Origin of the sequence: Tunturibacter psychrotolerans, assembly GCF_040359615.1 — a bacterium.
GTDB lineage: Bacteria > Acidobacteriota > Terriglobia > Terriglobales > Acidobacteriaceae > Edaphobacter > Edaphobacter psychrotolerans.
Genome location: NZ_CP132942.1, coordinates 1,160,529 through 1,180,357 on the forward strand (window position 1 = coordinate 1,160,529; position 19,829 = coordinate 1,180,357).

The following is a 19,829-nucleotide window of genomic DNA, read 5'->3' on the forward strand; positions in this document are numbered from 1 at the left end:
CGTGTGTTTCCCTTCGGGTGGTGCTTCCGTTGGTCGCAATGAGATCCATGCTAGTCGAGGGGGATGTGGTTGGCCCAGATGCGGTTAGTGGTGGAGTAGTCGGTGGCGCTGAGGCCGGAGAAGGCGCGGAAGTCGTTGGCGAAGTGGGACTGGTCGTAGTAGCCGCAGGTGAGGGCGAGTTCGGCCCAGGGGACGTCGGCGCCGCGGTGCATGAGTTGGAGAGCTTGCTGGAAGCGTTGGATGCGGCAGTAGAGCTTGGGAGAGATGCCGACTTGCTCGTTGAAGCGCTCGGAGAGGCGTCGAGGGCTGAGGCCGGTGGTGCGGGTGAGCTCGGCAATGGTCGTGGTGCCGGGTGAGGCGTGGAGATGGGTGAGGGCGTAGTCGAGAACGGGATCGCGACGCTGGTGTTTGCTGAGGGATAGGCGCGTGAGGAGGGCGAATTCGAGGAGTGAAAATTTTCGCTCGGGTGTGGGGGCTTCGCGGAGGTCGTTGCGGAGGTTGAGGGAGGCGCGGCCCCAGAGGTCATCGAGAGCGGTTTCGCGGTTGGTGAAGATGCTGGCGTTGTCGGGGAAGAAGGGCACGGTGCCGCCGGGATGGAAGACGACGCCGATGAGTTCGGTGAAGTCGATGGCGTCGATCTGCTGGTAGCGGGAGAAGATGCCGAGGAAGATCGCTGCGGGGGTGCGTGAGAGTGGGTTGATGAAGTTGTTGGCGTCGGTGAGGTGGTCGCGTGCGAGAGAGAGGACGATTTGAGCGCGGCCCGTGGGGAGGACTCGTTCGTGACGATGGACGGCGTGGGGGTCGCGGACATACCAGAGAGCTTTGATGAAGGGTGCGAGAGCGGGTTGGGGGGGGTGCTCCAAATAGAGCATGCATCGGCCTCGGGTTGGAGCACATCTGAAGGAGATGCGCGTGGGTGGCGGTGTTCGTGATGCGATTGTAGGACAATAGAAGATGGACTAATAGGGGATTTGAAGCGATGGCGGATGACCGGGTTGTAGGGATCGATTTGGGTACGACGAATTCGTTGGTGGCGTTTATGGAGGGGGGTACGCCAGTGGTGATACCCGGCGAGGATGGTGAGCGACTGGTGCCATCGGTGGTGGCGTGGACTGATAACGGCGTGGTGGTGGGGAATGCGGCGCGCGGAACGTTGATGGCCGACTCGGCAAGCGCGGTTTATTCGGCTAAGAGGCTGATGGGACGAGACATTGAGGACGTGCAAGGGGAACTGAAGCTGTTTCCGTTCAAGCTGGCGGAGGGGTTGAAGCCGAATGAGGTGCTGAAGGTGAGCGTGGGCGGGTTGATGCTGACGCCGCCGGAAATTTCGGCGTACGTACTGCAGCAGTTGAAGAAGAATGCTGAGAGATTTTTTGGTGGGCCGGTGACGAAGGCAGTGATTACGGTTCCCGCTTACTTCAATGATGCGCAGCGGCAGGCTACGAAGGATGCGGGGCGGATTGCGGGGCTGGAGGTACTGCGGCTGGTGAACGAGCCTACGGCGGCGGCGCTGGCTTATGGGCTGGATAAAAACAAAGATGGCTTGATTGCGGTGTATGACTTTGGTGGCGGGACGTTCGATGTTTCGATTCTGAAGCTGCATGAGGGGATCTTTGAGGTTATCGCGACGGGTGGGGATACACATCTGGGCGGGGATGATATCGACAACCTGATCATTGCGATTGCGCTCGACGATATTGCTGGTGACCTGGGTGAGGACGTTCGCGGGAATGGCGAAGCGGTGCAAGCGGTGCGCAAGGCGGTGATCGAAGCGAAGATTCTGCTTTCGAGTGCGCACAACGCTACGTTGAATGTGGAGCTGCCGAGTGGGAAGAGATATTTGCGACAGATTTCGCGGGAGCAGTTTGAGGGTTTGATTGCGGGAGTGATTGCGCGGACTGCCGCTCCTTGCAAGCAGGCGCTGAAGGATGCGGGTCTGTCTGCGGCACAAATCGATGAGGTGGTGCTGGTGGGCGGATCGACGCGGATACCTGGGGTGCGGGCCTTGGTGGATGATTTGTTCGAGATGAACGCTCGCGGGAAGAAGCCGCATACGGAGTTGAATCCGGATGAGGTGGTGGCGCTTGGCGCGGCGGTGCAGGCGCAGATTTTGGCGGGAGGGTCAGCTGCGACGGAGGATTTGTTGTTGCTGGATGTGACGCCGCTTTCGTTGGGGATTGAGGCGCTGGGTGGTGTGGTGGCGAAGATCATCCAGCGGAACTCTACGATTCCTGCGAGCGCGACGGAACACTTTACGACGGGTGTGGATGGGCAGACGAATGTTGCGATCCATGTGGTGCAGGGAGAACGTGAGATGGCGAAAGACTGCCGTTCGCTGGCGCGGTTTGAGCTAAAGGGGATTCCACCGATGGTGGCTGGGCTGCCTCGGATTGAAGTTAAGTTTCTGATCGATGCGAATGGGATTCTGCATGTGAGTGCCCGCGAGCAGAGGAGTGGGAAAGAGGCTGAGGTAGAGGTGAAGCCGACGTATGGGCTGACGGATGAGCAGGTGGAGACGATGATTCTGGACTCGTTCGATAACGCCGAGATCGATATTCAGGAGCGGCAGACGATTGAAGCGAAGAACGAGGCAGACACGATTCTGACTGCAGTGAAGAAGGGAAAGAGCCATGCTGCGTGGCAGATGTTGACGAGTGAAGAGATTGAAAAGATAGGACAGGCTACTTCTTTTCTAGAGGCGGCGGTGCAGGGTGGCGAGTACAAGGTGATTCGCACGGGGATCGAGCGGCTTGATGCGGCGACGCGGCGGTTTGCAGAGTTGATGATGGATAACGCAGTGTCGGGCGCGATGCAGGGCAAGACGATGGAGGCCGCAGGTGAGAGCATAGGAGAGGGGCCTACGGCGCCGCATCCTTTTGCAAAGGCGCAGGTAAGCAGCTCGCATGCTGATGCGGATGCTGAGACGAAGAGGATTGAAGAATCCATTTACGATGAGGCTACGGCCGGAGAGTCGACGGAAGATTGAATGATGAGTGAGACGAAGAAGATTGAAGATGTAGTGGATTTGTCGAAGCCTGCGGGTGAGGGAATGGTTCGCGTGACGTTTTTGCCTGAAGGCAGAACGGTGGAGTTCCCGTTCGATACGCTCCCGTATGAAGGGCATGGATTGCCGATGTCGTTTTTGGATGTGGCGGAAAACTACGATATTTTTCTCGATCATGCGTGTGGTGGTGTGTGTGCGTGCACGACGTGCCATATCCATGTGAAGGAAGGCGCACAGGGGCTCAGCGAGGCGGAGGATCTGGAGTTGGATCGGATGGAGACGGCGGCGGATATTCAGCTGAACTCACGACTGGGATGCCAGGCGGTGATTGAGAAGCCGGGGACTTATGTGGTTGAGATTCCGAAGTGGAATCGGAACTATGTGCAGGAAGGCAAGCCCTCGCATGGGCCCGGGGCGTAATAAGGTTCACTCTTAGAGTGGATCTTCAGGCGGGAAGGATTCCGTACTTTGCTTCGAGGAAGTTTTGCAGATCTTCGGGGAGCGCGGTGTTTAGTTCCTGCCAGGTGAGGAGCTTGAGGCGCCAGGCGAAGCTGGGGTAATGGACCGCGGCGAGGATCGAGTACCAAGTCTCGATGAGGTCGTGGCGGCGGGTGTCGCAGAGGACGCAGAAAGATGCGTCGGAGTCGAAGGCGGCGAGGACGTTGCGGATGAGCTGGTAGCCCTGGATTACTGTGCGGGATCGTGCTGGAGTGGGTGTGCCTGAAGTTGTGCTGGTGGGCTCTTCGAGGTCGGCGAAGTCTTCGGTGGGCGGGTGCGTTGGAGCTGACGTGATGGTCTTCTTCGGTAGGCGTTCGATGTCGAAGATGGTTTCGAGATCGCGGTAGCGTTCTATGAGACGTTGGCTGGCGGTCTGGAAGTTGGATTCGGTGAGCTTGGCTTCGAGGAAGAGATTGCCGAGTTGGAGGTCAATCTCGGTGCGGTCTTTGAGGAGATCTGGTTCTTCTGGTTGTGTGGGGACGTGGGGTTTGTTGAAGATAGATGCTGTGGACTTTTGTTGGGTGGAGCGTGTTGCTTTTTTTCTGCGGCTGGCTGTGGATTTTTTTAGTGGAACGCCGGGGTGGATGCCGAAGTTTGGTTGGGTGTCTGAAGGGATGCCTAGAAGGTTTGCGACAGTGGGGTTGAGGCGGTTGTTGGAGAAGACATCGGGATGGCAGAAGATGTTCATCAGAAGCGCGTCTGAACTGTTGGCGCAGTCCAGCTCCATCCATTGCCAGTCGGCCCTTGCGCGCACGCGGCGGTGGGCGGTGTGCGCTTTGGTGAGGCGGCGGGACCATTCGGAGTTGGCGCAGATGGCGGTGTAGCTGGCGAGATGGAAGTTGCCGTGGCGTGCTTGCTCGGCTTGTTCATCGCGGCCAAAGATGATGCTGGGCTCGGAGCCGGTGGTTTGCTCGTGCAGGAGTTTGCCGGTGAGGGCGAGATGTTGGGCGCGAGCGTTCAGGTCGCGGCGAAGGAGTGACGCTGACCAGCGGGCTGGAGCGCTTAGAGGGTTTTGAGTCATAAAACTGTAGCCGATTTCTTGTAGTCTTTGTGTGGCAGCGGCTGTAGCTGCTCGAAAATTATTTTATCGGGGGATGTTATGGCGTTTGAGTTTGATTGGACCGATGCAGAAGAGATTGGAATTCAGTTGCAGGAGAAGTATCCGGAGATTGAGCCGTATTCTGTGCGGTTTACGGATTTGCACAAGTATGTGACGGGGTTGCCGGGATTTGCGGGAGATCCGGCTAAGTCGAATGAGGGGATTCTGGAGGCGATTCAGACGGCGTGGAATGAAGAGTATGAGGATGCGAAGTAGGCAGTCTTTGACTGCAGTCAGGCGATGCGGGAGCGGATTTGATGAAGGAGTTTTGAGCCGGTGAGGTGGAGGGTTGCGAAGCAGAGCGCGGCCCAAACCAGTGTGGCGGCTGCGATGATGAGTAGATCTCTGACGTGGCCGTGGCGCAAAGGGATGAAGTGGACGACGGCGGCGGCTCCGGCGAAGCTGATGACGGCGGCGAGCAGGGCGCCGGATAACTCGCGCAGTTCGAGGCCGGACAGGCGGACTAGCTTGCGTCGGTTTAGGAGGAGCGCGAGGGTGAGGGTCTGGATGACGATACCGATGTCGGAGGCGATGGTAAGGCCTTTGAGTCCAAGAGAGCGGAAGAGAAGAGCGTAGATGGGGATGGAGACGAGGGTGACGATCCAGCCAGCAGTGGCTGGGGTGATGGTGTTGCCGGCGGCGTAGAAGGAGCGGGCGTAGATTCCCTGTGCGGCCCAGAAGGCGATGGAGAGGGTGAAGAGGGTGAAGTAGAGCGCCGTGGCGTGGGTTTCTGCGGGGGTGAAGGAGCCGCGCAAGAGATTGACGATCGGGTTGGCGAGGGCGATCATCCATGCGCCGAGAAGGAAGGATGCGGCGATGACTCGGGAGACGGAGCGGTTGACGGCTGACGCGAAATCGTCGAAGCGGCGCTGGCTGTATAGAGCGGAGAAGAAGGGGAGGGAGGCTGCGCCGGCGGCCTGGCCGAGGATGCCCATGGGGGCGGTGAAGAGGGTTTTGGCGACGGTGAGGAGGGAGATGCCGCCTACGTCGTTCGACGCGAAGTAGCTGAGGATCCACTTGTCGGCTGTGACGAGGGAGACGCCGATCATGAGGGGGAAGGTGAGGCGGAGCCACTCGAGAAAGGCCGGGTGGCGGAGGTTGAGGATGGGGGTGTAGCGGAGTCCGTCGCGAAGTGCGCCGAAGAGGTTGAGGGTGGCGGGGCCTAGGACTACTCCGGCAAGAACGCCGATGGCGAGCGAGTAGATGCCGAAGCGTTGATGGAGAAAGATGGCGCCGAGGATGATGCCGGAGTTGTAGATGAGCGGGCTGATGGCCTGGTAGAGGAAGATCTTGCGGACGAGAAGGCGGGAGCCGATGACTCCGCCGAAGAAGAAGAAGAACTGTGCGGGGAGCAGGAGACGGGTGAGGGTGGTGCAGAGGGCGGCGCGATGGGGGTCGAAGCCGCGGAAGGCGATGTGGGTGTAGTAGGGGGCGAAGATTTCAGCGAGGACAATGCCGATGAGGAGCACTGTCGCCATTGCGGTGAGGATGATGGAGAGGGCTCGGTCTGCACCGGTTTCGTCGTTCTGTGCGCGGTAGCGGCTGAGGATGGTGACCAGCGAGATGGAGACGACGCCGCCGACGAGGAAGTAGGCGAGCATGTCTGGGAGCTGGAAGGCGGCGTTGTAGGCATCCGTTTCGGGGCTGGCTCCGAAGATGCGGTTGATGTAGTAGGTGCGGACCAGGCCCAGGACCCCGGAGAGGAACGTGGACACCATCAGTAGAAGCGTGGCGGAGAAGGCTGACTGAGAGGAAGGGCGCAAGATGGCGAAGAGGCTGCGGCGAGGGTTGCGTGCGGTGTCGGGGGCTGCGATGAGGGGCTCGAGGGTAGCGGATTCGAGAGGGTTGACGGCCGGATTGGGATCTTCGTTGATGGACACGGGTTGATTTGATTTTATCGGGTGGGCTTATGCTGATGGGTGGCGGGGCTGGTTCGTTCGGGAAGGGAGAGAGTTTGGAGAACTTTCGGCTGAGGGTGTTTCGGGCGGTGGCGGAGGAGTTGAGCTTTCGCAAGGCGGCGGAGGTTCTGCATCTGAGCCAGCCGGCGGTGAGTCAGCACGTTCATGCGCTCGAGGAAGAGGCTGGCGTGCAGTTGTTCGATCGGGCTCGAGGTGGTGGACATGGGAGCCAGATCTCGTTGACTGAGGCGGGACGGGTGTTGCTGGGGTATGCCGATCGTGCGGCGGAGACGATGGTGGAGGCGCGGCGGGCGCTGGCGGCTCTGAATGATGAGACGGTTGGTCCGTTGCGGTTGGGGGCTTCGACGACGGTGGCACAGTATCTGTTGCCGAGGATTCTGGGGGCATTCTTGAAGCAGTATCCGCAGGTGAAGCTTTCGCTGGTGAGTGGGAATACAGAACAGATTGTGGAGGCGGTGACGGAGAAGAAGGTGGCGCTGGGGATTATTGAAGGGCCGGCGATGCGGAGAGAGGTGAAGACCGAGCCGATGACACAGGATGAGATGGTGCTGATTGTTAGCCCGAACCATGCGTGGGCCGCGCGGAAGGGCGGAGAGATTGAACAGAAAGAGCTGGCGAAGGTGCCGCTGTTGTTGCGCGAGAGGGGGTCTGGGTCGCGGCGGGTGGTGGAGCGGGCGTTGAAGAAGGTAGGGCTGCCGTTGCGGTCGCTGCAGGTGGCGATGGAGCTGGATTCGACGGAGGCGATTATCTCGGGCGTGGAGGCGGAGCTTGGGGTGGGCTTTGTTTCGCGGTGGGCGGTCGGAAAGGTCCTGCGGCTGGGGACGGTAAGGGTGGTTGCGGTGAAGGGGCTGGAGATTCGACGGGATTTCAGCTTTGTGAGGCTGGCGGGAGCTGAGATGACAGGGGCTGCGGCTGCGTTCCAGCGGTTTGCGATGGGCGCAAAGAGTGCAATTAGCTGATCGGCTCGATAAGTAATACTTATCGGCGATTGGAAAGTACGTCTCGACGGTGGGTGTGGGGGACGCGCATGCTTTAAGCATGTGGAAGAAGAATCTCTTTTATATCGGGATCATTGTTTCAGCGAGCGGATTGATCGGGCCTCCCCTTGCGTTGGCAGCGGGTCTCGCGTTTGGTTTGAGTACGGTTCATACGTTTCACGGGGAGAGCCGGTGTCTTTCCAAGTTTTTGTTGCAGGCCGCGGTGGTTTGCCTGGGATTCGGGATGAATCTGAAGGAGGTCGTGCACGCGGGTGCGTCGGGGTTTATGTATACGGCGATCAGCATTACGTTTGCACTGTGCCTGGGAGTTGCGTTGGGTAAGTTGTTACAGGTGGGCAAGACGCAGTCGTTGCTGATCAGCTTTGGGACGGCGATCTGCGGAGGGAGCGCGATTGCGGCGATGGGGCCGGTGCTGAATGCCAATGAAGAGGAGATGGCTGTCTCGCTGGGGACGGTATTTGTGCTGAACTCTGTGGCGCTGCTGCTGTTTCCATTGATTGGACACCTGATGAATTTTTCGCAGACGCAGTTTGGGTTGTGGTCGGCGCTGGCGATTCATGACACGAGCTCGGTGGTGGGCGCAGGCGCGAAGTATGGGCCAACGGCGCTGGCAGTGGGGACGACGGTGAAGCTGGCCAGGGCGTTGTGGATTGTGCCGTTGGCGATTGCTACGGCGATGTTGAAGAAGAGCAAGGCGAAGGTAGCTTGGCCTTGGTTCATCTTGTACTTCTGCTTCGCGGCGGTGGCGGCGAGTTATCTGCCGCGGTATATGCCGCAGATGGTGCCGTTGTTTTCAGCGTTGAACCGACTGGGACGTGCGGCGTTGACGGTTGTGCTGTTTCTGATTGGGACAGGCATTACGCGAGAGACGCTGAAGGAGGTAGGCGTAAGGCCGATGGTGCAGGGGATCACGCTTTGGATTGTGGTGGCGAGCTTGTCGCTGTGGGCGATCCATGTGGGGTGGATTTCGCTGTGAGGAACTAGCGGATCCCTAATGTGAGTGTAAGGATCAAGCTAAGGCTTATCTCTCAAAATCGATAAAAGGGGCTTCAGCTTTTTCTGGCACCTCACTGCCACTGGTGTGTGCGCGAATCGGCTGGATCTTGTTTAGTGGTCTTGTTGATTCGATGTGGCTTGGGGTTGCTTGCTGCCGCCGTCTTTGAAGGGATCCTTCCAGTGTTCGGGTAGGCCGCTCCGATGGCGGCGCTTATTGATTTTGATGCTGGAGGAGATCGAAAGGCTGGCTACGGTGAAGCTGACAAGTTGCCGCTGGCTGCAGCGAAGGCAACGGACGGGGTATCGCATGAGGAGGATTTCGGTGAGATCTTGAGAGCGCAGGCTGGAGCGACGGAAGCTTTGGCCGGTGCAGAACTGGCATCGGATGGGGGCCCCGTTTTGAGGATCGACTCCGAAGAATGGTTCGCGTTCGTGAGAAGAATGACGTCTGCGGCGGGAGCTGTTGCTGTTATCGGTGCTGAATTTCATCTTCAACTTTTATTGTCTTCGGGAAGAAGTGGGAGATCGAACAGCTTTTGCGGAGTCCGACGCGAGATACTGGGCGTGCGGGGGGCGCGGATGGGGTGAATGGTGGGGCGAGATGGCGACTTGGAGAGCAGGGAGTGAAGGTCGCGGAGATCTTTGTGCAGTTTCTGGAGCTGGCGCGAGTCGACGCTGGGGGTGGTGCCTTCGATGGTCAGGGCCAGCTGCGGCTCTCGATGTTTGAGCTCACTTTTGAAGACTTGGCGGGCGCCGGGGATGGTGTAGCCCTCGTTGTAGAGGAGGCTCTTGATTCGCAGGGCCATTTCAACGTCGCGGCGGCGGTAGAGACGCTGGCCGGTGCCGCCCTTGTGCGGCTTGAGTTGAGGAAACTCGCTCTCCCAAAAACGGAGGACGTAGGCGGGGACGTCGCAGAGCTTGGCGACCTCGCCGATGCGGAAGTAGAGCTTGTCCGGGATGTCGGACCCGGAGGTTGGGGTGGTTTTGCGGATTGGCTGGTGCTGCGCCATGCCAGGAAGCTCCGAGGGCCGCCTTTCCGGCGGGGGTGGCCTATGGTCCGGCTGCTGCCAGTATAGGCCACTCGCGATGGCACGGTTTGTAATTTTCCCTGGTTAGGACTGTTGAATTTTCAGGCACCTGGGGTGAAGACGGGTTGGCGTGGCTCGGTTTTGCCGCGGGCGCTGCGGAGGTACTGGACGGGCCAGGTGGTGGACTGGTGGAGGACGGCGGCGGCGTGAAGAGGCCAGTAGGGGTTGCGGAGGAGCTCTCGCGCGAGCAGGATGAGGTCGGCTTGGCCGGTGCGAACGATCTGGTCGGCCTGGGCTGGTTCGGTGATCATTCCGACGGCAGCGGTGGGGATCTGGGCCTCGCGGTGGATGGTGTCGGAGTGGTGGACCTGATAGCCGGAGCCGACGGGAATCTGCTGGGCGGGGTGGTTGCCACCGGTGGAGACGTCTACGAGATCGACATCTGCCTGTTTGAGGAGTTTGGAGAAGGCGACGGATTGGGGGAGATCCCAGCTTGCACCGAGGGACTCGGGAGCCCAGTCGGTGGCGGAGATGCGGACGAAAAGCGGCAGGTGTTTGGGCCAGGCGGCGCGGACGGCTTTGACGACTTCGAGGGGGAAGCGGGTGCGGTTTTCGAAGCTGCCGCCGTACTCGTCGGTGCGGTGGTTGGAGAGCGGAGAGAGGAACTGGTGGAGGAGATAGCCGTGGGCGGAGTGGATCTCAACGAGGTCGAAGCCGGCGGCGAGGGCACGATGGGCAGCTGCGAGGAAGTCGGCGACGATCTTGTCCATGCCGGCGCGATCGAGTGCGGTGGGGAGCGGGTAGGGCTCGTCGAAGCGGATGGCGGAGGGGGCGACGGGCTGCCAGCCGCCTTCAGAGGCGGGCATGGTGCGGGTGGGCTCCCATGGGACGGACATGCTAGCTTTGCGGCCGGCGTGGGCGAGCTGGATGCCGGCGTAGGTGCCGTGCTGGTGCAGGAAGGTGGTGATGCGCTTGAGTTCGGGGATGTGCTCGTCTTTCCAGATGCCGAGGTCGGCTGGGGTGATGCGGCCTTCGGAGTTTACCGCTGCGGCCTCTGTGATGATGAGGCCGGCGCCGCCGACGGCGCGGCTTCCGAGGTGGACGAGATGCCATTCGTTGGCGAATCCGTCGATGGAGGAGTATTCGCACATGGGGGAGACGGCGATGCGGTTGGGCAGAGTGAGGCTGCGGAGCTTGAGGGGGGCGAAGAGATGGTCGGTTGGCTGGGTCACGACTTTTAGATGTAGTTGAATGCTCGGTGGATGTGGCTGGAGGAACTTCGCACGGCCAATTAAATTTTTCCTGTGGGTCTTTTGAAGGTTTTTGGGAGGGGTTTCGGGAAAAGGTGGAGATTTTTGTGGTCTTTTTGTGGTGAAGATGTGGTGGAATGCGTGGTGAACGTGGTGCGCAGACCGCGAGATTTTGAAGGTTGAAAAATACGCCATCAATTTCACATTTTTTCGGATAATTTGAAGAACGGAACCAGAAGGTTCGAGAAGGCGTATTGTTTCCTGACCGATGGAGGCTGAGATGCGGGTGAACCAAGGTGTTGCGGCAGCGATGTTGTTAGCGGCGATCGCGGCGTCGACGATGCTGATGAACGGCTGCCGGATCGAGAACGATAAACACGGCGATGCCGATAATGTGAAGATCGCCACTCCGTTTGGCGGGATGTCGGTGAAGACGAACGAAGCGGCTGGTGTTGAGGGGATTGGGCTGCCGGTGTATCCGGGAGCGGTGATGGTGAAGAAGAAGGATAAGAACGACGGGGCGGCCGATATCAATTTGAGCTTTGGCAGTTTTACGCTGAAGGTGAAGGCGGCCAGTTATACGACGCCCGATAGTCCAGACCTGGTGACGGCGTTTTATCGCAAGGCGCTGGGGCGGTATGGCGATGTGATTCAGTGCCAGAACGACAAGCCGGTGAGTTCGCAGACGCGAACGGCAGAGGGGTTGACCTGCGCGGACGATCAGAAGAATCACATCAAAGTGGATAACGATCTGTCGGGCAAGTTGGAGCTGAAGGCTGGGTCGAAGCAGCACCAGCATATCGTCGGGATCGATCCGGATGGGAGTGGGACGAAGATCGGGATGGTGGCGCTGGATCTGCCGGGGCGTGTGTCGGTTGGCGACGACGAGGACTCTAGCAAGCAGTGACGGTGCTCCCGCTGCGCGCGGGGCGGTCACTTCGTGACTTATGTACCCCTCCGGTTGCCGCTCCCGTTGGTCGCAATGAGAAAATCGCGTGATGCATTTAGAAGCTGGGATACATTCCCGGCGCTTGCCGCGCTTTGTTGGGTGGGGTAGCTTCATAAGATATGCATGAGTATTGTCATCGTTGCGGAGGCGAGCTTTCGGCCAGTGTGGGCGAGTCGCCATTCTGCCCCCATTGCGGTTCGCCGCAGATCTATCTGCAGGACTACGAGGAGCAGAACAACGGCGCCGAGGGAAGCACTACGGGCGCCGCGCCACCGCCCAGCCCGCAACAGGTCGAGTGGAAGACGGCGATTCGTTGTGCGCTGTTAGTCGCGGGAGTGGCGGGGGTGCTGAGTGTCATTTCGGCAAAGGTGCAGCTGGTGTCGCCGATAAGCTGGCTTTGGACGATCAGTGGGTCGATGATTACGCTGGCGCTGTATCAGAAGCGGAGACCGCTGGCGTGGATGGATGCGGGAGTGGGTGCGCGGATCGGCGTGGTGGTTGGGTTGGCGCTGGTCTCCTGTCTTGCGGTTGCGATGGCGGGCGCGGGGTTGGTGGCGAGGTTTGGGCTGCATAGCATGGCGGGGTTCGATGCGGAACTGACGCAGACGCTGCATACTCAGGTTGAGAAGGCCGCTGCAGCTGCGCCGCAACCGCCCGAGATGGTGCGGTTTCTGTATTCGCCTGAGGTGAGGGCGGGAATTATGCTGGCGGGGTTCTCGATGGTTTCGGGAGTCCTGCTGGTGCTGTCGACCGTTGGCGGGGCGCTGGGTGGGTTTATGCGGATGCGGCGGAAGGTTTCGGCGTAGTAAGAGAACCGGAGAAGCTTCACAAGCCCCTTGCCGTCTCATTTTGATTTGAAGTGACACCTGACATGGAGGCCAGTCAACTTGCCTTCGGCAAAAACTGATTGAGGTAAGCATCAACGGCGTTCCAATCACCGCTCTTTGTGGCAAGAGCGACGTATCCGTCAGGACGAACCAGCGAAAGACTATCGGGAGATAAAGGAGCGCGTGGCGTGGCCTCAAGGAGAGCGCTGTATTTTAGTAGCAGGGCTGAGGGCAAGTTGTTGGATTCCGCGAAGAGAGCAAATCGCGGAGCATCGCCGAAGCCGACAGGCGGCTCATTTTCACGAATCAGAGCCCGCTTACCTGGTTTGACGCCATGGCGCGGGTGCTGTGTGTGCGCGTTCAAAGGACTGTCTGAATACCCAATCGATATCTCCGAGAGCAAATTCGCCATTGTGTGCGTGACAGGCGCGAAGCCTAAGACAAGAGACGCTACATGGTTGCGGATAGACTGCTTGACGCCGCCGCGAAGCAGTGCCGCCTCCGTGGCTCTGCCGGTGAATTCAAGGAGCACTTTTGCGACTGGGCTACGCTCGGCGCTATAGCTGCTCAGCAATGGCTCAGGCTGGCAGATGCCGCGCGACACCAGCGCCAGCTTCCAGGTGAGATTGAATGCATCCTGCATACCGGTGTTCATCCCCTGACCGCCCGCGGGGCTGTGGACGTGCGCAGCATCGCCGGCGACAAAGACGCGGCCGGACCGGTAGTCGTCAACCTTGCGCTCGTTGATGCTGAAGTTCGACCGCCACACGGAATCCTCGGCCTTGATTCCGCCAGGGCCGCGCGTGTCGAGAACACGCTGGATATCTTCGACTGTAGGAGCAGGGCGGTTGCCTTCGCCGATCGGGCCGGAAGACTCTCCCACATTTGCGATGATGCGGTGCCTCGTTCCCTGGAGCGGAAAGAGCGCGAGAATTCCATCAGCATGCCAATAGATGTTGATGGCGGGAGTTCCCTGTACTCCGGTGAGATAGATGTCGGCCAGCATCCAGTCGCTGAGAAGGGTGCTGCCGTGAAACTCCTTGTTGAGTTTGTGCCTTACGATGCTGTGAGCACCGTCGGCGCCGATGAGCCACGAGGCCTCTGCGGTCTCTTCGCTGCCGTCGGCGTGTTTCAGCACATAAGTCACACCATCGGAAGTCTCCTTGAAATCTGTCAGCTCAGTCTGCCGCTCCGCTTTTATGTTGAAGGTGGCAAGATGCTCTTCCAGCAGGCGCTCTGTATCGCTCTGAGGAATCATCACAACGAACTTGTACTTGGAGTCAACTTCCTTCATGTCGGCGTGACCGATATGTTCGCTGCCGGAGAGGATATTGACTGACTCGGTTTTGAGTCCGGTCTCGATGAAGCGATCCGCGCAGTTCGGGGACATCCGATTGATGAGCTCCAGTGTGCGAGCCCACAAGACAATGGCCTTCGATTTATCGGTACGCTGCGTGTTTTTGTCGACAAGACGAACGGATAAGCCATAACGGGACAACTCGGATGCCATCGTGAGCCCGACTGGCCCTGCTCCTGCAATGAGAACATCTGTCTTCATAACGTGCGATTCCTCTTTCTGGCCGATGACAGCCTTACTTAAGACGGAGCGGCACAGATTTGCTGGGCGACTCGGAGATATGCACGGCAAATAGTATGAGATCGAGGACGGTAACTAATAACGGGAAATACCAAGAAAATGTACTCCCACTGAGGGCCAGAATCAACTCGGCGTGATGATTCTTAGAAGGCGGCTTGTCGGAAGCGCTGGAGCCGCAGCGCTTAGTGGTAACGACGGATTGGTTGGGTGGCTGGTTGTTCTTTTGGGTGGGTGGGCTGATATCATCAAGCGCAATCGTATGAGTGAAGATACTGAAGTTCGGAAGCCGAAGTTTCGTGAAAAGGGCAGGCTGATGTCGGCCTCAGAGATCGAGCGTACGCTGGTGCGGCTGGCGCATGAGATCGTGGAAAAACATGGCGGCAGCAAGAATGTCGGCCTGGTGGGGATCAAGCGGAGAGGGGTTCCGCTGGCGGAGAGGTTGGGCAAGCTGATCGAGAAGATTGAGAAGCATCCGGTGGATGTGGGGGTGCTGGATATCAGCTTTTATCGCGACGATCTTTCGACCGATGGGCCGAGGCCGAAGGTGACGCCTGGGGCGATCGGGTTCGATGTGACAGGGCGCGACATCGTTTTGATGGATGACGTGCTGTATACCGGGCGGACGATTCGGGCGGCGCTGGATGCTTTGTTTGATTATGGCCGGCCGAAGAGCGTGCGGTTGCTGGTGTTGATCGATCGCGGGCATCGTGAGTTGCCGATTGAGGCGACGTACGTGGGGCGGCTTATTCCTACATCGAAGCGGGAGATTATCGAGGTGAAGCTGAACGAGGTCGATGGGCAGGAGCAGGTGCTGCTGGTTGAAGTGGTGGATTGACGGGTGGCTTCGAGGACGGCAGTGGAAAGCTCTCGTGTGATGAAGAGTTCTGAGTATGCTGCGGGTTCTTTGCTGACGGTGGCGAACCTGTCGGTGGAGGATGTGGCGGCGATTCTGGCGGCGACGGACCGGCTGGAACGCATGGCTGCGGCGGAGCGGGCGAGGATTCTGGCGGGGCGGCGGATTGCGCTGCTGTTTTATGAGTCGAGCACGCGGACGAGGACTTCGTTTGAGCTGGCGGCGAAGTCGCTGGGGGCGATGACGACGCTGGTGAGCGATAAGTCTTCTTCGATTGAGAAGGGCGAGAGCCTGAAGGATACGGGGTTGACGCTGAGGGCGCTGGGGGCGGAGTGCATTGTGCTTCGGCATGCGAACTCTGGGGCGCCGTATTTGTTGGCTAAGGCGACGGGGCTGCCGGTGTTGAATGCCGGGGATGGGATGCATGAGCATCCTTCGCAGGCGCTGCTGGATCTGCGGACGATGCTGGCGCGGCTGTCGGGTGTGGGTGGGCGGCTGGTGAACGGGAAGACGCTGGATGGCGTGACGGTGGTGATTACGGGGGATATTCTGCATAGCCGGGTGGCGCGATCGAATGCGATGTTGCTGCCGCGGCTGGGAGCGAAGGTGGTGTTGTGCGGGCCGAAGGAGTTGTTGCCGGAGGATGCGCTGGGGTTGGGCGTCCATGGGGCGAGTGGCTGCGTGGTGATTGAGCGGGATTTTGATAAGGCGTTGAAGCAGGCGCAGGTTGTGATGATGCTGCGGATTCAGCGGGAGCGGCTGGCGGGGCTGGAGCTGGATCTGGGGGACTATATTTCGCGGTATCAGTTGGATGAGGAGCGGTTGGCGGCGCGGTCGCCGGAGGCTCTGGTGATGCATCCGGGGCCGATGATTCGTGGGCTGGAGATCGCGGGTGAGGTGGCGGATGGGCCTAACTCCGCGATTGAGGATCAGGTGCGGCATGGGCTGGCGGTGAGGACGGCGTTGCTGGTGAGGGCGCTGGGCGTGGGCGGATTTGAGAGTGTAACGGTATGAGTGACATATTGATTTTGAATGGGCGGGTGGTGGATCCGTCGAGTGGCCTGGATGCGGAGCGGGATGTGCTGCTGCGGCATGGGCGGGTGGCTGCGGTGGAGATGCCAGGGGCTCTGCGGGTGGCGAAGGCGAAGGAGACGATTGACGCGAAGGGGATGATCGTTGCGCCGGGGCTGGTGGATGTACATGTGCATTTGCGGGAGCCGGGGCAGACTTATAAGGAGTCGATCAAGACGGGGACGGCGGCCGCTGCTGCGGGTGGGTTTACGAGCGTGGTGGCGATGCCGAATACTGTGCCGGTGAATGATACGGTTGCGAGGCTGGAGTGGATGTTGGATGCCGCGCGTGGGGCTTGCGTGAAGCTGTTTGCGATGCCGGCGGCGACGTTCGGAAGTCTGGGGGAGGAGATCACGGATTTTCATCAGCTGCAGCGGGCGGGGGCTGTGGGGTTCACTGACGATGGGAAGCCGGTGCTGGTTGATCGTGTGATGCGTGCGGCGCTGGTGGCTGCGGCGGGGATTGGTGTGCCGGTGTCGCAGCATGCGGAGGATACGCGGCTGACGGGCGGATGCAGCATGAACGCAGGGCCGGTGGCATTTCGGCTGGGGCTGCGCGGGATGACGGTGGAGGCGGAGTCGAAGATTGTGGAGCGGGATGTTCGCTTGTTGAAGGATATCGAGCAGCATGATGGGTTGCGGCCGCATTTGCACGTGCAGCATGTATCGACGGCGAAGGCAATGGAGGCGATTCGTCAGGCGAAGCGTGAAGGGTTGCATGTGACGTGCGAGGTGGCGCCGCATCACTTTACGCTGACGGATGAGGCGATTGGGGAATACGACACGAATGCGAAGATGAATCCTCCGCTGCGGAATGACGCGGACAGGTTGGCGATGATTGCCGGGTTGATGGATGGGACGGTGGATTGTATTGCGACCGATCATGCTCCGCATGCGCTGTTTGAGAAGGAGCAGGAGTTTGAGCGTGCGCCGAATGGAATTACGGGGCTGGAGACGGCGCTAGGGCTGGCGTTGCGGGTGTTGCACAAGGGCCAGGGGATGTCGATCTCGCGTGTGATTGAGTTGATGAGTGCGCATCCGGCCAGGGTTGTTTCGCTCGACGGGCGTGGGACGCTGAGAGTGGATAGCTTTGCGGATGTGGTGGTGTTCGATCCGGCGGCGGAGTGGAATTTTGAGGCGGTGAAGTCCAGGTCGAAGTCGCGTAATACTCCGTTTGACGGCGCGCCGATGCTGGGTCGGGTCGTGGCAACGATTAGCGAAGGCACTCTCGTATACCGAGGATAGATGCTTCGTTTTATGCGGAGTTCAATCGGAGTTTTGGCGGGCGCGATGTTGCTCGCGGCTTCTTACGCGCAGCCCTCGCATCAGGTACGAAACGCGGATTTTCCGAGTTTCAAACTCCTTTCAGGTGCGACCGATTCGGATGGTTTCCCAACTTCGGGTGCGAAGCTTTGTCTTTTGAAAGCGGTAGGGACCTGTTTTCAAATGCCATCGAACAACGGATACTCCGGCGGTTCTGTGACGTATGAGTTCGGTCTCGACCCTATTGGAGAGAAGGTTCCTGTCACCGGCGGCGGATCAGTGGTTTTGTTTTCGGCGCATTTCTCAGGCGGGGGAAGCGGCACGTTGGATCGTCTCGCCATTTTGCGATATGGAGCAGATGGGAGGATTGTGAATTTGCTGCCGTACGTCGGAGTGACGAACCAGAGCGACAGAGCTGTTTGGCAGATTGCGACCGTTTCGAATTTTCCGATTCTGGTGACTGCTGACTTCGACTGGGCTGAAGGCGAGACGCATTTTTCCGAACATCGATATGTAGTGAAGGCCTATAAGTTCGATCCTGAAAAGGATAGGTATCTCGAAGCTCTGTCCTACGAAACCTCCAAAAAGTATCCGGGGCTCGATGAGGTTGACCGAATCGATGTGTTGAATGCAGAACGAGCACAGATACTCAAGCAGATTGAAACGCCTTCTCAAACCATGAGATGACTTTTTTTCGCGGCCTCCACGGCAAGTATGCGGAAGGCCGCGTTGTGCCGCGGGATACTTTATTCGCGCTGCATGATCGCTAGTTCGTTGCCGGCGGGGTCGATGAAGTGGAAGCGGCGACCGCCGGGGAAGCTGAAGATGGGGAGGGTGATCTTGCCGCCGGCTTTCAGGATGCTCTGCTCGGTCTCTTCGAGATTTTGCGATTCGATGACAGGTAGCGGGGCTTTGGTGCGTTCGGCGGGGTCGGCGTTGAAGCCTCCTTCGGTGCCGCTCTCAGAGAACGCGGCATAAGTGGGGCCGTAGGCCTGGAAGGACCAGCCGAAGAGGTTGGCGTAGAAGTCCCGGCTTGCAGCCAGCTCTTGAGCTGGTAGCTCGAGGTAGACGATTTTTAAGTTAGGCATGATTGTCCTCAGGGAGATGCGCGTCGCTGACTCCTCCATCCGCTCCGCCGCGAAGTGGTTAGCGGGGCAGGTAGAGACCGGCGGATCCGGCCTCGCGAGGGACAGATTCAACATAAAACGGGATGGTGGCTTGGTCAACGAAATCATAGGGATGGACGGCTGCAATAACGGACTCCTTTGCTGGTTTACGGGATGCGATAGAGAACGAGCGATCGAAAGGGGGTTGTGAAAAGACGAGAAGCTTGGAACGGAGTGAGAGCAATTTCGTATAGTGACGCATGAGAACTTTGCGGTGGGCGGCGACGCTGATTCTTGTTTTGACGGTGGTGGTTGCGCGGGCCGGGTTTGGTGCGACGACGTATGAGGTGGGGACGAGTTCGCGGGTTTTTAAACCTGCGCATGCGCGGAACTGGCGAGGGGCGACGACCGAGGCGCTGATTACGACGATCTGGTATCCGGTGAGTGTGGATGCGGCGGTTCATGAAGAGCCGTCGGCGATTGGGCCGCCGGGGAATCCGTTATTTTTGGCCGGGAGTGCGGCGGTGGATGCTCCGATTGCGGCAGCGCCTGCAAAGTTTCCGGTGGTGATGCTGTCACATGGGACGGGTGGGTCGGCGCTGCAGTTGGCCTGGCTGGGTACGGTGCTGGCGCGTCACGGGTATATTGCGGTTGGGGTGAATCATCCTGGGAATAATGCGCTTGAGCCTTATACCGCGGAGGGGTTTGTGTTGTGGTGGGAGAGGGCGACCGATATCAGCGATGCGCTGGATGCGTTGCTGAGCGATTCGACGTTCGGGCCGCATGTGGACGAGGGCCGGATTGGGGCGGCGGGGTTCTCGATTGGCGGATATACGGTGCTGGAGCTGGCGGGTGCGCGCACGGATCAGGAGCGGTTTCTGAAGGCTTGCGAGACTGACCCTACGCTGCACAAGTGTGTGGTGCCCGAGATGAAGAACATGGGTGACCCGGAGCGGATGCTGGCGAAGGTACGAGCGAGCAGCGCTGAGTCGATGGCGCGTGGAGGTGCGAGCTATCGGGACCAGCGCGTTCGTGCGGTGTTTGCGATTGCTCCGGCTGTGGGACAGGCGTTCGATGCAGATGGGTTTAGCGAGGTGACGATTCCGGTGTCGATGGTGGTGGGATCAGCGGACCGGATAGCTCCGGTGGCGACCAATGCGGGAAGATTTCTGGCGTTGATGCCGAATGCGCACCTGACGGTGTTGCCGGGCGGTGTGGCGCATTACACGTTCTTAGATACTTGTACCGATGCGGGGAAGACGAAGCTTCCGGTGTATTGCGGGGATGCTGCGGGAGTGGATCGCGAGAAGGCGCATACGACAGTGTCTGAGATGGCGGTGAAGTTCTTTGACAGGAACTTGCGGTGAAGGGG

20 protein-coding genes are annotated in these 19,829 nt (G+C 59.4%); 12 read left to right on the forward strand and 8 right to left on the reverse strand.

What is annotated here, in order from left to right; genetic code table 11:
* Nucleotides 1-50: 50 nt before the first annotated feature.
* Nucleotides 51-872, reverse strand: coding sequence for a helix-turn-helix domain-containing protein (locus RBB77_RS04700; protein ID WP_353065068.1), 822 nt, complete (start codon nucleotides 870-872; stop codon nucleotides 51-53).
* A 107-nt stretch (nucleotides 873-979) separates the two neighbouring features.
* Here RBB77_RS04700 and hscA point away from each other — a divergent pair, with 107 nt between their 5' ends.
* The gene (hscA, locus tag RBB77_RS04705; protein WP_353065070.1) at nucleotides 980-2,986 is read left to right on the forward strand and encodes a Fe-S protein assembly chaperone HscA; all 2,007 of its coding nucleotides are present in this window, start codon (nucleotides 980-982) and stop codon (nucleotides 2,984-2,986) included.
* 3 nt (nucleotides 2,987-2,989) lie between these two features.
* The gene (locus RBB77_RS04710; RefSeq protein ID WP_353067577.1) at nucleotides 2,990-3,424 is read left to right on the forward strand and encodes a 2Fe-2S iron-sulfur cluster-binding protein; all 435 of its coding nucleotides are present in this window, start codon (nucleotides 2,990-2,992) and stop codon (nucleotides 3,422-3,424) included.
* Between the two features lie 25 nt (nucleotides 3,425-3,449).
* On the opposite strand, the gene RBB77_RS04715 is transcribed toward RBB77_RS04710, so the two are convergent.
* Nucleotides 3,450-4,523, reverse strand: coding sequence for a PGN_0703 family putative restriction endonuclease (locus RBB77_RS04715; RefSeq protein ID WP_353065072.1), 1,074 nt, complete (start codon nucleotides 4,521-4,523; stop codon nucleotides 3,450-3,452).
* 78 nt (nucleotides 4,524-4,601) lie between these two features.
* Here RBB77_RS04715 and iscX point away from each other — a divergent pair, with 78 nt between their 5' ends.
* Nucleotides 4,602-4,817: a Fe-S cluster assembly protein IscX gene (gene iscX, locus RBB77_RS04720; RefSeq protein WP_353065074.1), complete on the forward strand. Its 216-nt coding sequence runs from the start codon at nucleotides 4,602-4,604 to the stop codon at nucleotides 4,815-4,817.
* A 17-nt stretch (nucleotides 4,818-4,834) separates the two neighbouring features.
* Here iscX and murJ read toward each other — a convergent pair whose 3' ends face one another.
* Nucleotides 4,835-6,481: a murein biosynthesis integral membrane protein MurJ gene (gene murJ / locus RBB77_RS04725; protein WP_353065076.1), complete on the reverse strand. Its 1,647-nt coding sequence runs from the start codon at nucleotides 6,479-6,481 to the stop codon at nucleotides 4,835-4,837.
* 74 nt (nucleotides 6,482-6,555) lie between these two features.
* Here murJ and RBB77_RS04730 point away from each other — a divergent pair, with 74 nt between their 5' ends.
* Nucleotides 6,556-7,479, forward strand: a complete 924-nt coding sequence (locus tag RBB77_RS04730) for a LysR substrate-binding domain-containing protein (protein WP_353065079.1) — start codon at nucleotides 6,556-6,558, stop codon at nucleotides 7,477-7,479.
* A gap of 79 nt (nucleotides 7,480-7,558) precedes the next feature.
* Nucleotides 7,559-8,494 carry a YeiH family protein gene (locus RBB77_RS04735; protein ID WP_353065081.1) on the forward strand — a complete coding sequence of 312 codons (936 nt, stop codon included), beginning with the start codon at nucleotides 7,559-7,561 and terminating at the stop codon, nucleotides 8,492-8,494.
* A gap of 131 nt (nucleotides 8,495-8,625) precedes the next feature.
* On the opposite strand, the gene RBB77_RS04740 is transcribed toward RBB77_RS04735, so the two are convergent.
* The 3 genes from RBB77_RS04740 to RBB77_RS04750 form a co-directional block, all read right to left on the reverse strand.
* Complete coding sequence (locus tag RBB77_RS04740; RefSeq protein ID WP_353065083.1) at nucleotides 8,626-9,003, reverse strand: hypothetical protein; 378 nt, start codon at nucleotides 9,001-9,003, stop codon at nucleotides 8,626-8,628.
* Nucleotides 9,004-9,005: 2 nt separating this feature from the next.
* On the reverse strand, nucleotides 9,006-9,524 hold the full coding sequence (locus tag RBB77_RS04745) for a MerR family transcriptional regulator (protein ID WP_353065085.1): 519 nt from the start codon (nucleotides 9,522-9,524) through the stop codon (nucleotides 9,006-9,008).
* A gap of 119 nt (nucleotides 9,525-9,643) precedes the next feature.
* Nucleotides 9,644-10,774, reverse strand: coding sequence for an NADH:flavin oxidoreductase/NADH oxidase (locus RBB77_RS04750; protein WP_353065087.1), 1,131 nt, complete (start codon nucleotides 10,772-10,774; stop codon nucleotides 9,644-9,646).
* A 298-nt stretch (nucleotides 10,775-11,072) separates the two neighbouring features.
* Here RBB77_RS04750 and RBB77_RS04755 point away from each other — a divergent pair, with 298 nt between their 5' ends.
* Together RBB77_RS04755 and RBB77_RS04760 are read left to right on the forward strand one after the other, a co-directional pair.
* Nucleotides 11,073-11,699: a hypothetical protein gene (locus RBB77_RS04755; RefSeq protein ID WP_353065089.1), complete on the forward strand. Its 627-nt coding sequence runs from the start codon at nucleotides 11,073-11,075 to the stop codon at nucleotides 11,697-11,699.
* A gap of 161 nt (nucleotides 11,700-11,860) precedes the next feature.
* Nucleotides 11,861-12,547 carry a hypothetical protein gene (locus RBB77_RS04760; protein WP_353065091.1) on the forward strand — a complete coding sequence of 229 codons (687 nt, stop codon included), beginning with the start codon at nucleotides 11,861-11,863 and terminating at the stop codon, nucleotides 12,545-12,547.
* Nucleotides 12,548-12,623: 76 nt separating this feature from the next.
* On the opposite strand, the gene RBB77_RS04765 is transcribed toward RBB77_RS04760, so the two are convergent.
* Nucleotides 12,624-14,126 carry an FAD-dependent monooxygenase gene (locus RBB77_RS04765; RefSeq protein WP_353065093.1) on the reverse strand — a complete coding sequence of 501 codons (1,503 nt, stop codon included), beginning with the start codon at nucleotides 14,124-14,126 and terminating at the stop codon, nucleotides 12,624-12,626.
* 298 nt (nucleotides 14,127-14,424) lie between these two features.
* Here RBB77_RS04765 and pyrR point away from each other — a divergent pair, with 298 nt between their 5' ends.
* The 4 genes from pyrR to RBB77_RS04785 all read left to right on the forward strand — a co-directional run bounded on the left by pyrR (nucleotide 14,425) and on the right by RBB77_RS04785 (nucleotide 18,038).
* Nucleotides 14,425-15,000, forward strand: coding sequence for a bifunctional pyr operon transcriptional regulator/uracil phosphoribosyltransferase PyrR (gene pyrR / locus RBB77_RS04770; RefSeq protein ID WP_353067578.1), 576 nt, complete (start codon nucleotides 14,425-14,427; stop codon nucleotides 14,998-15,000).
* Between the two features lie 39 nt (nucleotides 15,001-15,039).
* Nucleotides 15,040-16,032 (forward strand): aspartate carbamoyltransferase catalytic subunit, encoded by a 993-nt coding sequence (locus RBB77_RS04775; RefSeq protein WP_353065095.1) that lies wholly within the window; start codon nucleotides 15,040-15,042, stop codon nucleotides 16,030-16,032.
* On the forward strand, nucleotides 16,029-17,333 hold the full coding sequence (locus tag RBB77_RS04780; RefSeq protein ID WP_353065097.1) for a dihydroorotase: 1,305 nt from the start codon (nucleotides 16,029-16,031) through the stop codon (nucleotides 17,331-17,333). The genes RBB77_RS04775 and RBB77_RS04780 overlap by 4 nt, the downstream gene beginning before the upstream one ends.
* A 201-nt stretch (nucleotides 17,334-17,534) precedes the next feature.
* Nucleotides 17,535-18,038 carry a hypothetical protein gene (locus tag RBB77_RS04785; RefSeq protein ID WP_353065099.1) on the forward strand — a complete coding sequence of 168 codons (504 nt, stop codon included), beginning with the start codon at nucleotides 17,535-17,537 and terminating at the stop codon, nucleotides 18,036-18,038.
* A gap of 59 nt (nucleotides 18,039-18,097) precedes the next feature.
* Here the strand turns inward: RBB77_RS04785 and RBB77_RS04790 are convergent, their stop codons facing one another.
* Nucleotides 18,098-18,439, reverse strand: coding sequence for a VOC family protein (locus RBB77_RS04790; RefSeq protein ID WP_353065101.1), 342 nt, complete (start codon nucleotides 18,437-18,439; stop codon nucleotides 18,098-18,100).
* 278 nt (nucleotides 18,440-18,717) lie between these two features.
* Between RBB77_RS04790 and RBB77_RS04795 the strand changes: the two genes are divergently transcribed.
* Entirely contained in the window at nucleotides 18,718-19,824 is a 1,107-nt protein-coding gene (locus tag RBB77_RS04795) for an alpha/beta hydrolase family protein (protein ID WP_353065103.1), read from the forward strand.
* The last annotated feature ends 5 nt before the right edge of the window (nucleotides 19,825-19,829 follow it).

What these genes read in the sequence shown, in the direction of transcription:
- RBB77_RS04785 (WP_353065099.1), top strand. Translation starts at nt 17,535, where the DNA reads ATGCCATCGAACAACGGATACTCCGGCGGTTCTGTGACGTATGAGTTC.
- iscX (WP_353065074.1), top strand. Translation starts at nt 4,602, where the DNA reads ATGGCGTTTGAGTTTGATTGGACCGATGCAGAAGAGATTGGAATTCAG.
- RBB77_RS04775 (WP_353065095.1), top strand. Translation starts at nt 15,040, where the DNA reads ATGAAGAGTTCTGAGTATGCTGCGGGTTCTTTGCTGACGGTGGCGAAC.
- RBB77_RS04710 (WP_353067577.1), top strand. Translation starts at nt 2,990, where the DNA reads ATGAGTGAGACGAAGAAGATTGAAGATGTAGTGGATTTGTCGAAGCCT.
- pyrR (WP_353067578.1), top strand. Translation starts at nt 14,425, where the DNA reads ATGAGTGAAGATACTGAAGTTCGGAAGCCGAAGTTTCGTGAAAAGGGC.
- RBB77_RS04735 (WP_353065081.1), top strand. Translation starts at nt 7,559, where the DNA reads ATGTGGAAGAAGAATCTCTTTTATATCGGGATCATTGTTTCAGCGAGC.
- RBB77_RS04755 (WP_353065089.1), top strand. Translation starts at nt 11,073, where the DNA reads ATGCGGGTGAACCAAGGTGTTGCGGCAGCGATGTTGTTAGCGGCGATC.
- RBB77_RS04795 (WP_353065103.1), top strand. Translation starts at nt 18,718, where the DNA reads ATGAGAACTTTGCGGTGGGCGGCGACGCTGATTCTTGTTTTGACGGTG.
- RBB77_RS04745 (WP_353065085.1), bottom strand. Translation starts at nt 9,524, where the DNA reads ATGGCGCAGCACCAGCCAATCCGCAAAACCACCCCAACCTCCGGGTCC.
- RBB77_RS04740 (WP_353065083.1), bottom strand. Translation starts at nt 9,003, where the DNA reads ATGAAATTCAGCACCGATAACAGCAACAGCTCCCGCCGCAGACGTCAT.
- RBB77_RS04780 (WP_353065097.1), top strand. Translation starts at nt 16,029, where the DNA reads ATGAGTGACATATTGATTTTGAATGGGCGGGTGGTGGATCCGTCGAGT.
- RBB77_RS04765 (WP_353065093.1), bottom strand. Translation starts at nt 14,126, where the DNA reads ATGAAGACAGATGTTCTCATTGCAGGAGCAGGGCCAGTCGGGCTCACG.
- RBB77_RS04760 (WP_353065091.1), top strand. Translation starts at nt 11,861, where the DNA reads ATGCATGAGTATTGTCATCGTTGCGGAGGCGAGCTTTCGGCCAGTGTG.
- RBB77_RS04715 (WP_353065072.1), bottom strand. Translation starts at nt 4,523, where the DNA reads ATGACTCAAAACCCTCTAAGCGCTCCAGCCCGCTGGTCAGCGTCACTC.
- RBB77_RS04700 (WP_353065068.1), bottom strand. Translation starts at nt 872, where the DNA reads ATGCTCTATTTGGAGCACCCCCCCCAACCCGCTCTCGCACCCTTCATC.
- RBB77_RS04790 (WP_353065101.1), bottom strand. Translation starts at nt 18,439, where the DNA reads ATGCCTAACTTAAAAATCGTCTACCTCGAGCTACCAGCTCAAGAGCTG.
- hscA (WP_353065070.1), top strand. Translation starts at nt 980, where the DNA reads ATGGCGGATGACCGGGTTGTAGGGATCGATTTGGGTACGACGAATTCG.